Below are 11,632 nucleotides of genomic sequence, written 5' to 3' on the forward strand. Positions count from 1 at the left end.
AAGCATGGGATACCAGAAAATCAAGGTTCCGACCGACGGCGCCAAGATCACCGTCAATGCAGATCATTCGCTTAATGTGCCTGATCATCCGATCATTCCTTACATCGAGGGCGACGGAATCGGCGTCGATGTCTCGCCGGTGATGATCAAGGTGGTCGATGCCGCCGTGGAGAAGGCCTACGGCGGCAAGCGCAAGATTGCCTGGATGGAGGTGTACGCTGGCGAGAAAGCCACCCAGGTGTATGACCAGGATACCTGGCTGCCACAGGAAACCCTCGATGCCGTGCGGGATTATGTGGTATCGATCAAGGGGCCGCTGACCACCCCGGTCGGTGGTGGCATCCGCTCGCTCAACGTGGCCCTGCGCCAGCAACTGGACCTGTATGTGTGCCTGCGGCCGGTGCTGTGGTTCCAGGGTGTGCCGAGCCCGGTGAAAAAGCCTGGCGATGTCGACATGGTGATCTTCCGCGAGAACTCCGAAGACATCTATGCCGGCATCGAGTGGAAAGCCGGATCGCCCGAGGCGGACAAGGTGATCAAGTTTCTTAAAGAGGAAATGGGTGTCACCAAGATCCGCTTTGACCAGGACTGCGGCATTGGTGTCAAACCGGTGTCGAAGGAGGGTACCAAGCGACTGGTGCGCAAGGCCCTGCAATACGTGGTGGATAACGACCGCGAATCGCTGACCCTGGTGCACAAGGGCAACATCATGAAGTTCACCGAGGGTGCCTTCAAGGACTGGGGGTACGAGGTGGCGCGTGACGAGTTCGGCGCTGAACTGCTCGATGGCGGCCCGTGGATGAAGTTCAAGAACCCCAAGACCGGCCGCGAGGTCATCGTCAAGGACGCCATTGCCGATGCCATGCTGCAGCAGATCCTGCTACGCCCGGCCGAGTACGACGTGATCGCCACCCTCAACCTCAACGGTGACTACCTGTCCGATGCCCTGGCGGCGGAAGTGGGCGGTATCGGCATTGCACCGGGCGCCAACCTGTCCGACACCGTGGCCATGTTCGAGGCCACTCACGGCACTGCACCCAAGTATGCCGGGCAGGACAAGGTCAACCCGGGCTCGGTGATCCTCTCGGCAGAGATGATGCTGCGCCACATGGGGTGGACCGAGGCTGCGGACCTGATCATCAAGGGCACCAATGGCGCCATTGCGGCCAAGACCGTGACCTACGATTTCGAGCGCCTGATGGACGGCGCCAAGCTGGTAAGCAGCTCAGGCTTTGGCGACGAAATGATCAAGCACATGTGAAACAACAGAAAACCGGCCGCCTTCTGTAAAGAAGCGGCCGGTTGTTTCGTATACCGGCACAGTGCAGGCAGTCAGGCTTTTGCGGTTTCGCTTTGCGGCTCGCCGATGGATCTGGCAGTCTCTGCCGCGGCGGCCGCAGCATCCTTGATTTCGATGGCGTGCAAGCCTTTCGGGCCCTGGACGATGTCGAATACCACGGCCTGGCCTGCCTTCAGGGTTTTGTATCCGTCCATTCGGATGGCGGAATAATGGGCGAACAGGTCATCGGATTTACCTTCCTCATTGATGAATCCATAGCCCTTGGCATTGTTGAACCACTTGACTTTACCGCTTGCCATCCCTATGTCCCTCTGCAAAGGACTCCATCACTGGAGTATCATCCACTTCATCCGCATACGAACCTTGCGAAAAATCTGGTTGACTGCGCGGATCTTTATCGCCCACGGTGGGTTCTTATTGGTTGTAACACCGTTTTGCCGATAGTCAAGGTCACGCGGCGCCTGCGCTGGCGGTGGCCTGTGCAGTCAACCCGCAACCTTAACCTGACGCTCATGATGAAATTCTTTCCATGCATGCACCTAGTGAGATTCGACTAACATTCAATCAGGATCGCCCGCAATCGAATGAGGACGACGGCTCAGGTCTTGCAGTCCAGGAAGCCAAGCCGATCCTGCAGGCGCCACCGATGTACAAGGTGGTTTTGTTCAACGATGACTACACGCCAATGGATTTCGTCGTCGAAGTGCTCGAGACGTTCTTCAGTCTGAACCGCGAGCTGGCGACCAAGATCATGCTGACCGTCCATACCGAAGGGCGGGCAGTGTGCGGATTGTTTACCCGTGACATCGCCGAAACAAAGGCTATGCAGGTCAACCAATACGCCAGGGAAAGCCAGCATCCGCTACTCTGTGAAATCGAGAAGGACGGTTAATCGCCGACCACTTGGGTATGAGGTGAAGCTATGTTAAACCGCGAGCTCGAAGTCACCCTCAATCTTGCCTTCAAGGAGGCCCGTTCGAAGCGTCATGAGTTCATGACCGTCGAACATCTGCTGCTGGCACTCCTTGACAATGAGGCTGCCGCGACCGTTCTGCGCGCCTGTGGCGCCAATCTCGACAAGCTCAAGCACGACCTGCAAGAGTTCATCGATTCCACCACGCCGTTGATCCCTGTGAACGACGAAGACCGTGAAACCCAGCCGACCCTGGGCTTCCAGCGCGTGCTGCAGCGTGCCGTGTTCCACGTGCAAAGCTCTGGCAAGCGCGAAGTGACCGGCGCCAACGTGCTGGTGGCGATCTTCAGCGAACAGGAAAGCCAGGCCGTGTTCCTGCTCAAGCAGCAGAGCGTGGCCCGTATCGACGTGGTCAACTACATCGCCCATGGCATCTCCAAGGTGCCAGGGCATGGTGCGCAATCTGAAAGCGACCAGGACATGCAGGACGAAGAGGGCGGTGAAACCTCCTCTTCGAGCAACCCGCTGGACGCCTACGCCAGCAACCTGAACGAGCTGGCCCGTGCCGGCCGCATCGACCCGCTGGTCGGTCGCGAGCAGGAAGTGGAGCGTGTGGCGCAAATCCTGGCCCGCCGGCGCAAGAACAACCCGCTGCTGGTGGGTGAGGCAGGCGTGGGCAAGACGGCCATCGCCGAAGGCCTGGCCAAGCGCATCGTCGATGGTCAGGTGCCCGACCTGCTGGCGCAGAGCGTGGTGTACTCCCTCGATCTGGGCGCCTTGCTGGCCGGTACCAAATACCGTGGTGACTTCGAGAAGCGCTTCAAGGCGCTGCTCGGTGAGCTGCGCAAGCGTCCGCAGGCCATCCTGTTCATCGACGAAATTCACACCATCATCGGTGCTGGTGCGGCGTCGGGCGGGGTGATGGACGCCTCCAATCTGCTCAAGCCGCTGCTGTCGTCGGGTGAAATCCGCTGCATCGGTTCGACCACGTTCCAGGAGTTTCGCGGCATCTTCGAGAAGGATCGCGCCCTGGCGCGTCGCTTCCAGAAGGTGGATGTCAGCGAACCATCGGTCGAAGACACCGTGGGCATTCTGCGCGGCCTGAAAGGGCGTTTCGAAAGCCACCACAACATCGAGTACAGCGACGAAGCCCTGCGCGCCGCCGCCGAACTGGCCTCGCGCTACATCAATGACCGGCACATGCCTGACAAGGCCATCGATGTGATCGACGAGGCTGGCGCTTACCAGCGCCTGCAGCCGGAGGCCAATCGCGTCAAGCGCATCGATGTGCCGCAAGTGGAGGACATCGTCGCCAAGATTGCGCGTATTCCGCCGAAGCATGTCACCAGTTCCGACAAGGAATTGCTGCGTAACCTTGAGCGCGACCTGAAACTGACCGTGTTTGGCCAGGACCAGGCAATCGACTCGCTGGCCACCGCGATCAAGCTGTCCCGTGCCGGCCTCAAGTCGCCAGACAAGCCGGTGGGTTCGTTCCTGTTCGCCGGCCCTACCGGCGTCGGCAAGACCGAAGCGGCACGGCAGCTGGCCAAGGCGCTGGGTGTGGAGTTGGTGCGTTTCGACATGTCTGAGTACATGGAGCGTCACACCGTGTCGCGTTTGATTGGTGCGCCGCCGGGTTATGTCGGTTTTGACCAGGGTGGCTTGTTGACGGAGGCGATCACCAAACAGCCGCACTGCGTATTGTTGCTCGACGAAATCGAGAAGGCCCACCCGGAAGTCTTCAATCTGCTGCTGCAGGTGATGGACCACGGGACCCTGACCGACAACAACGGGCGCAAGGCCGACTTCCGTAACGTGATCCTGATCATGACCACCAACGCCGGTGCAGAAACCGCGGCGCGGGCGTCGATCGGCTTCACCCATCAGGACCATGCGTCCGATGCCATGGAAGTGATCCGCAAAAGCTTCACGCCAGAGTTCCGCAACCGTCTGGACACCATCATCCAGTTTGGCCGCCTGAGCACGGAGACGATCAAAAGCATCGTCGACAAGTTCCTTATCGAACTGCAGGCGCAGCTGGAAGACAAGCGTGTGCTGCTGGAAGTCAGCGATGAAGCGCGCGGTTGGCTGGCGGTGTCGGGCTATGACGTGCAGATGGGTGCGCGGCCAATGGCGCGGCTGATCCAGGACAAGATCAAGCGGCCTTTGGCCGAGGAGATCCTGTTTGGCGAGCTGGCCGAGCACGGTGGCGTGGTGCACGTCGACCTGCGCGATGGCGAACTTGTGTTCGACTTCGAGACCACGGCTGAGGTCGCGTGATGTGCAGGGGCTGCTTGGCGGCCCCTTGCAATTTCATAAGGCACAAAAAAGCCCGGCACCTGGCCGGGCTTTTTCATGGCTTGAGCTTAGCGCGCACGGTAGGTGATGCGGCCCTTGCTCAGGTCGTACGGCGTCAGCTCGACGCGGACCTTGTCGCCAGTGAGAATACGGATGTAGTTCTTGCGCATCTTTCCGGAGATGTGCGCGGTTACGACGTGCCCGTTTTCCAACTCCACGCGGAACATGGTGTTGGGCAGGGTGTCGACGACAGTACCTTCCATTTCGAAGCTGTCTTCTTTCGACATGCAGTTGAGCCCTCGGATCCAGTGTTAGCCCGACGCATATCCGCACCGGGCAAAAAAGTGGCGTGGATTATGCCGGAAAACTGCGTGTCAAGCCAATGCTTTCAGTTGAGGGTGACCCAGCGCTGGTTTATCAGCAGCTCGATAGGCCGGTACTGCGTCTTGTAGTTCATCTTCTTGCAGTTCTTGATCCAGTAGCCCAGGTAAACCGCGTCCAGGTTCTGGCGCAGCGCTTCGGTGATCTGCCAGAGAATGGCGAAACGGCCAAGGCTGCGGCGCTCCTCGTCCGGCTCGTAGAAGGTGTATACCGCCGACAGGCCATTGGGCAGCAGGTCGCACACTGCCACCGCCATCAACCGGCCTTCCAGGCGAAACTCGTAAAACCAGCAGAACGGCAGGTCGCGCACCAGGAAGGTGGAAAACTGATCGCGGCTGGGCGGGTACATGTCGCCGTCGGCGTGGCGCGTTTCGATATAGCGCCGGTACAGCTCGAAATACTCTTCCCTGAACGCCGGGCGTGCTGCGGTTACGGTCAGGTCGGCGTTACGCTTGAGAATGCGCCGCTGCTGGCGGTTGGGGATGAAGCGCGCCGCCGGGATGCGCGCCGGCACACAGGCGTTGCAGTTCTGGCAGTGCGGGCGGTACAGGTGGTCGCCACTGCGACGAAAGCCCATTTCCGACAAATCGGCGTACACATGTACGTCCATCGGCTGGCTGGGGTCGAGGAACAGTGTGGTCGCCTGCTCTTCCGGCAGATAGCTGCAGGAGTGGGGCTGAGTGGCATAGAACTTCAACCGCGCCAACTCTGTCATGATCAACCCCTTCGGTGAGACTTTGTTTTAAGTGTAAGCCAGCTACGGGAACTCGCCTAGGCAACCCATGAAGCGCTGTTGGGCTGGTCAAGGTGGCGTGCCAGGTAGTTGGCGAACTCGGCACGGCTGATGGCGTGGGCGCCCAGGCTGTGCAGGTGGTTGGTGGGCATCTGGCAGTCGATAAGCACGAAGCCGGCGTCTCGCAGGTGGTTGACCAAGGTCACGAAACCGACCTTGGAGGCGTTGTCGGCGCGGCTGAACATCGATTCGCCAAAGAACAGCTGGCCCATGGCCAGGCCATACAGGCCTCCGACCAGTTCGCCGTCCTGGCGAACTTCAACCGAATGAGCGATGCCGCGGCGGTGCAGCTCGCAGTAGGCGTTGCGCATGGTGTCGGTGATCCAGGTGCCGTCAGCGTAATCGCGTGGTGCGGCGCAGGCGGCGATCACGCCCGGGAAGTCGGTGTCGAAGCTGACCTGGTAGCGGCCTTGGCGCATCAGCTTGGCCAGCGAGCGCGACACATGCAACTGGTCAGGCAACAACACCGTGCGCGGGTCAGGTGACCACCACAGGATCGGTTGGCCGTCCTGGTACCACGGGAAGCAGCCGTGGCGATACGCCTGCACCAGGCGCTCGGGGCTCAGGTCACCGCCGGCGGCCAGTAGGCCGTTGGGGTCGTGCAGCGCCTTTTCCAGGGGTGGGAAGGTCAGCGAATCGCGGGTCAGCCAGGTGAGCATGGTCTATCGTGCGGTGGGGGAGGGGAGAGGGCAGCATGGCTTGGGTCAAAAGCGGGGTCAATCTCTTTGGGTGCCTCAACGCCGGCGCGGTACCCTGCACAAGGCTACCCCTACAGAGGGGCACGGCAATTTAGGCAATTTCCTACACATTCATCAAACCGCAGGCACCATCCGCTACATTTGCTGTCACACCTGTGCAAAAACACAGCATAAGCCTTTGTCACAAAAGAAAATGCGTGCTCAAATTGCAGCTATACGAATTCGCCTCCGGCCAAACCCCCATACGGCGTGCCGCCATGGCGGCTGGCGGGCAGTAATGTTAAAAGTAGTGGTTCGTTGGTCGCGCAGCGGCCGATCACTATTGGACGCGCACCACGCGCAGGAATAGACGCGTTTTGAAGAAATCCACCGCAACTCCAGCTCCATTGCCTGTGCCACTGTGGCGGCAGCAGCTGCATTATCGCCTCAAGGAAGGTGCGTTGATCGCTGTCGGCGCCCTGTGCCTGTACCTGTGGATGGCGCTGCTGACCTACGACACCTCGGACCCGGGCTTCAGCCACACCAGCAACGTCGACCAGGTGCAGAATGCTGCCGGGCGTGCCGGTGCCTACTTTGCCGACATCCTGTTCATGGTGCTGGGTTACTTCGCCTATATTTTCCCGCTGCTGCTGGCGGTCAAGACCTGGCAGATTTTCCGCGAACGCCACCAGCCGTGGGACTGGAGCGGCTGGCTGTTCTCCTGGCGGCTGATTGGCCTGGTGTTCCTGGTGCTGTCGGGGGCGGCGCTGGCACATATCCACTTCCACCCGTCAGCCGGCCTGCCGTTCTCCGCCGGTGGTGCGTTGGGCGAAAGCCTGGGTGATCTGGCGCGCAACCTGCTGAACGTGCAGGGCAGCACGCTGATGTTCATTGCCCTGTTCCTGTTCGGTCTGACCGTCTTCACCGACCTGTCGTGGTTCAAGGTGATGGACCTGACAGGCAAGATCACCCTCGACCTGCTCGAACTGGTGCAGGGCGCGGCCACCCGCTGGTGGGATGCGCGCAACGAGCGCAAGCGCCTTGAGGCACAGCTGCGCGAGGACGAGCCGGTGTTCAAGGCTGCGCCAATGGCTGCCGAGACGCGCGAGCCGGCCAAGCCGTCGCTGCGCGAGCGCATCCTCAAGCGTGAAGAAAAACCCGCCCAGCCGGTTGAGCCGACCCTTGCACGCGAACCGATTGTACCGCCGCGTGAAACGGCGTCTGAGGCATTGACGCCGCGTGAAACCGTGGTGCCCCGTCAGCAGCACCCGGCGCCCACCATTGTGCCGCCGTCAGCCGCCAGGGCGCCGGAGCCGAGCAAGCGGGCGATGAAGGAAAAGCAGGCGCCGCTGTTCGTCGACAGCGCCGTGGAGGGCACCTTGCCTTCGATTTCCATTCTCGACCCGGCCGAGCAGAAGAAGATCGAGTATTCGCCAGAATCCCTGGCCGGCGTCGGCCAGTTGCTGGAAATCAAGCTCAAGGAGTTCGGTGTTGAAGTGACGGTGGATTCGATCCACCCCGGCCCGGTGATTACCCGTTACGAAATTCAGCCGGCCGCCGGTGTGAAGGTCAGCCGCATCGCCAACCTGGCCAAGGACCTGGCGCGCTCGCTGGCCGTGACCAGTGTGCGAGTGGTCGAGGTCATCCCTGGCAAGACCACGGTGGGTATCGAGATACCCAACGAAAACCGCCAGATGGTGCGCTTCTCCGAAGTGCTGGCCACGTCGCAGTACGATGAGCAGAAATCGCCCGTCACGCTGGCGCTGGGCCACGACATTGGCGGCAAGCCGGTGATCACCGATCTGGCCAAGATGCCCCACCTGTTGGTAGCCGGTACGACCGGCTCCGGTAAGTCGGTGGGTGTGAACGCGATGATTTTGTCGATCCTGTTCAAGTCCAGCCCGGAAGACGCGCGGCTGATCATGATCGACCCGAAAATGCTTGAACTGTCGATCTACGAAGGCATCCCGCACCTGTTGTGCCCGGTGGTCACCGACATGAAGGACGCCGCCAACGCCCTGCGCTGGAGCGTGGCCGAGATGGAGCGGCGCTACAAACTGATGGCGGCCATGGGCGTGCGTAACCTGGCCGGTTTCAACCGCAAGATCAAGGACGCCCAGGAAGCAGGCGAAATCATCCACGACCCGCTGTATCGCCGTGAGAGCATGGATGATGAGCCGCCTGCGTTGAAAACCCTGCCGACCATCGTGGTGGTGGTGGACGAATTCGCCGACATGATGATGATCGTCGGCAAGAAGGTCGAAGAGCTGATCGCCCGTATCGCGCAGAAGGCGCGAGCGGCGGGCATCCACCTGATCCTCGCCACCCAGCGCCCGTCGGTGGACGTGATCACCGGCCTGATCAAGGCCAACATCCCGACCCGTATGGCGTTCCAGGTGTCGAGCAAGATCGACTCGCGTACCATCATCGACCAGGGCGGTGCCGAACAGCTGCTGGGCCATGGCGACATGCTGTACATGCCGCCGGGCACCAGCCTGCCGATCCGGGTACACGGCGCGTTCGTGTCCGACGACGAAGTGCACCGCACGGTCGAGGCGTGGAAGCTGCGTGGTGCCCCGGACTACAACGACGACATTCTCAACGGCGTCGAAGAAGCCGGTAGCGGCTTTGATGGCGGCGGCGGTGGTGGCGACGGTGACGATGCCGAAACCGACGCGCTGTATGATGAAGCGGTGCAATTCGTGCTCGAGAGCCGTCGTGCCTCCATTTCTGCCGTGCAACGCAAGCTGAAGATCGGCTACAACCGTGCCGCGCGCATGATCGAGTCGATGGAGATGGCCGGCGTTGTCACCCCGATGAACAGCAACGGCTCGCGGGAAGTGATAGCCCCGGGCGGCCCGCGCGACTGATGAACACCCTGCCGGGCGCCAACGGTGGCGCCCGGCCTTTTCAACGCTCAATGAGGATTCCCATGCGCGCGATTCGCATGCTGTTGGTTTCTGCCCTTACCCTGGGCTCGGTTACTGCTTATGCCGGTGAGCAAGACGTACAACGCCTGACCCAGTTGCTGGAAAAGTCGCAGACCATCGAGGCCAACTTCTCCCAACTGACCCTGGGCGCCGATGGCGTCAGCCTGCAGGAAACCTCGGGCAAGATGACGGTCAAGCGCCCAGGCCTGTTCTACTGGCATACCGATGCGCCGCAGGAGCAAGTGGTGGTGTCGGATGGCAAGAACGTCACCCTGTGGGACCCGGACCTGGAGCAGGCCACCATCAAGAAGCTCGACGTGCGCCTGAACCAGACCCCAGCCCTGCTGTTGTCCGGTGACGTGTCGAAGATCAGCCAGAGCTTTGATATCGCGTCCAAGGAGCAGGGCGAAGTGATGGACTTCACCCTCAAGCCAAAGACAAAGGACACCCTGTTCGACTCGCTGCGCGTGTCGTTCCGCAAAGGCCTGATCAATGACATGCAACTGATCGACAGCGTCGGCCAGCGCACCAACATCCTGTTCAATGGCGTCAAGGCCAACCAGGCGGTACCGGACAGCAAGTTCAAGTTCGACATCCCCAAGGGCGCGGACGTGATCAAGGAGTAACCAGAGCTCGCCATGGACCTGTTTCGAAGCGAACCCGTCGCCCAGCCTCTGGCCGCCCGCCTGCGCCCGTCCAGCCTGGATGAGTACGTCGGCCAGGAGCACCTGCTGGCGCGCGGCAAACCGCTGCGCGAGGCCCTGGAACAAGGTGCGCTGCACTCGATGATCTTCTGGGGGCCGCCCGGGGTCGGCAAGACTACGCTGGCGCGGTTGCTGGCGCAGTTCTGTGATGCGCACTTCGAAACGGTGTCGGCGGTGCTGGCCGGGGTGAAAGAGATCCGCCAGGCGGTGGAGGTGGCCAAACAGCAGGCTGGCCAGTATGGCCGTCGCACCATCCTGTTCGTTGACGAGGTGCACCGCTTCAACAAGTCGCAGCAGGACGCCTTTTTGCCCTATGTCGAGGACGGCACCCTGCTGTTCATCGGTGCCACCACCGAAAACCCCTCGTTCGAGCTGAACAACGCGCTGCTGTCACGGGCGCGGGTGTATGTGCTCAAGAGCCTGGATGAAGCGGCCCTGCGTAAGCTGGTCAACCGTGCGCTGACGGAAGAGCGTGGCCTGGGCAAGCGCAACCTACGGGTGGGCGAGGATGCCTTCAAGATGCTGATGGCCGCCGCCGACGGCGATGGCCGACGCATGCTCAACTTCCTCGAGAACGCCTCGGACCTGGCTGAAGACGGCAGCGAGATCGACGTCGAGATGCTGCAGAGCCTGCTGGGTGACAGTCGCCGCCGTTTCGACAAGGGTGGCGAGGCGTTCTACGACCAGATATCCGCGCTGCACAAGTCGGTGCGCGGCTCCAACCCCGATGGCGCCCTGTACTGGTTTGCCCGCATGCTCGACGGCGGCTGTGATCCGCTGTACATCGCCCGCCGCGTGGTGCGCATGGCCAGCGAGGACATCGGCAATGCCGACCCGCGTGCGCTTAGCCTGTGCCTGGCAGCCTGGGATGTGCAGGAGCGCCTTGGCAGCCCTGAGGGCGAGTTGGCGGTGGCCCAGGCCATCACCTACCTGGCCTGTGCGCCCAAGAGCAACGCGGTGTACGTGGGCTTCAAGACTGCCCTGCGCGAAGCGGCCGAGCACGGTTCGCTGGAGGTGCCGTTGCACCTGCGCAATGCCCCGACCAAACTGATGAAGCAGTTGGGCTATGGCGACGAGTACCGCTATGCCCACGATGAACCCGACGCCTACGCCGCCGGTGAGGATTACTTCCCCGACGAGCTGGAGCCGCGCCAGTACTATCAGCCGGTGCCCCGTGGCCTGGAACTGAAAATTGGCGAGAAACTGCGCCACCTGGCCGACCTTGACCGCAACAGCCCTCGCCAGCGGAGAAAACCGTGATTGCACTCATCGCCGCGGTCAGCGCGGGAGGTATCGCCGGCACCTTGTTGCGCTTTGCTACCACCAACTGGGTAGCGGCCCACTGGCCACGGCACTTCTATGTCGGTACGCTGGCGGTCAACCTGGTTGGCTGCCTGTTGATCGGCTTGCTCTATGGCTTGTTCTTGCACAAGCCGCTGGCGCCGGTCGAATTGCGCGCCGGCCTGATTGTCGGCTTTCTCGGTGGCCTGACGACCTTTTCCTCCTTCTCGCTCGATACCGTGCGCCTGATGGAAAGCGGGCAAGTGCCCCTTGCCTTGGGCTATACCAGTATCAGCGTGGTGGGCGGGCTGCTCGCAACCTGGGCTGGCCTGTCCCTGACCCGATTCTGAACCAA

Annotated in this window: 11 protein-coding genes; 7 read left to right on the forward strand and 4 right to left on the reverse strand. The window is 61.4% G+C overall.

The annotated features are described in order from the left end of the window. Positions 1-4: 4 nt before the first annotated feature. Positions 5-1,261: an NADP-dependent isocitrate dehydrogenase gene (gene icd / locus AC3B5Q_RS09105; RefSeq protein WP_021782151.1), complete on the forward strand. Its 1,257-nt coding sequence runs from the start codon at positions 5-7 to the stop codon at positions 1,259-1,261. 71 nt (positions 1,262-1,332) lie between these two features. Here icd and cspD read toward each other — a convergent pair whose 3' ends face one another. Further along, positions 1,333-1,599 (reverse strand): cold shock domain-containing protein CspD, encoded by a 267-nt coding sequence (cspD, locus tag AC3B5Q_RS09110; protein WP_021782152.1) that lies wholly within the window; start codon positions 1,597-1,599, stop codon positions 1,333-1,335. Positions 1,600-1,829: 230 nt separating this feature from the next. On the opposite strand from cspD, the gene clpS reads away from it, so the two are divergent. Together clpS and clpA are read left to right on the forward strand one after the other, a co-directional pair. Next, positions 1,830-2,192 carry an ATP-dependent Clp protease adapter ClpS gene (gene clpS, locus AC3B5Q_RS09115; protein WP_003251220.1) on the forward strand — a complete coding sequence of 121 codons (363 nt, stop codon included), beginning with the start codon at positions 1,830-1,832 and terminating at the stop codon, positions 2,190-2,192. A 30-nt stretch (positions 2,193-2,222) separates the two neighbouring features. Then, on the forward strand, positions 2,223-4,493 hold the full coding sequence (gene clpA / locus AC3B5Q_RS09120; RefSeq protein ID WP_012051826.1) for an ATP-dependent Clp protease ATP-binding subunit ClpA: 2,271 nt from the start codon (positions 2,223-2,225) through the stop codon (positions 4,491-4,493). An 86-nt stretch (positions 4,494-4,579) separates the two neighbouring features. Here clpA and infA read toward each other — a convergent pair whose 3' ends face one another. The 3 genes from infA to aat form a co-directional block, all read right to left on the reverse strand. Further along, complete coding sequence (gene infA / locus AC3B5Q_RS09125) at positions 4,580-4,798, reverse strand: translation initiation factor IF-1 (protein WP_002553999.1); 219 nt, start codon at positions 4,796-4,798, stop codon at positions 4,580-4,582. A gap of 101 nt (positions 4,799-4,899) precedes the next feature. Further along, positions 4,900-5,607 (reverse strand): arginyltransferase, encoded by a 708-nt coding sequence (locus AC3B5Q_RS09130; RefSeq protein WP_021782153.1) that lies wholly within the window; start codon positions 5,605-5,607, stop codon positions 4,900-4,902. A gap of 56 nt (positions 5,608-5,663) precedes the next feature. Next, positions 5,664-6,344, reverse strand: coding sequence for a leucyl/phenylalanyl-tRNA--protein transferase (aat, locus tag AC3B5Q_RS09135; RefSeq protein ID WP_021782154.1), 681 nt, complete (start codon positions 6,342-6,344; stop codon positions 5,664-5,666). A gap of 395 nt (positions 6,345-6,739) precedes the next feature. Here aat and AC3B5Q_RS09140 point away from each other — a divergent pair, with 395 nt between their 5' ends. The 4 genes from AC3B5Q_RS09140 (at position 6,740) to crcB (ending at position 11,627) form a co-directional block, all read left to right on the forward strand. Continuing rightward, complete coding sequence (locus AC3B5Q_RS09140) at positions 6,740-9,232, forward strand: DNA translocase FtsK (RefSeq protein WP_181004855.1); 2,493 nt, start codon at positions 6,740-6,742, stop codon at positions 9,230-9,232. A gap of 62 nt (positions 9,233-9,294) precedes the next feature. Then, on the forward strand, positions 9,295-9,918 hold the full coding sequence (gene lolA, locus AC3B5Q_RS09145) for an outer membrane lipoprotein periplasmic chaperone LolA (RefSeq protein ID WP_021782156.1): 624 nt from the start codon (positions 9,295-9,297) through the stop codon (positions 9,916-9,918). Between the two features lie 12 nt (positions 9,919-9,930). Next, positions 9,931-11,256 (forward strand): replication-associated recombination protein A, encoded by a 1,326-nt coding sequence (locus tag AC3B5Q_RS09150; RefSeq protein ID WP_101196160.1) that lies wholly within the window; start codon positions 9,931-9,933, stop codon positions 11,254-11,256. Beyond that, on the forward strand, positions 11,253-11,627 hold the full coding sequence (gene crcB, locus AC3B5Q_RS09155) for a fluoride efflux transporter CrcB (protein WP_021782157.1): 375 nt from the start codon (positions 11,253-11,255) through the stop codon (positions 11,625-11,627). The genes AC3B5Q_RS09150 and crcB overlap by 4 nt, the downstream gene beginning before the upstream one ends. Positions 11,628-11,632 lie beyond the last annotated feature (5 nt).

The organism is Pseudomonas sp. D5(2026), assembly GCF_057766845.1.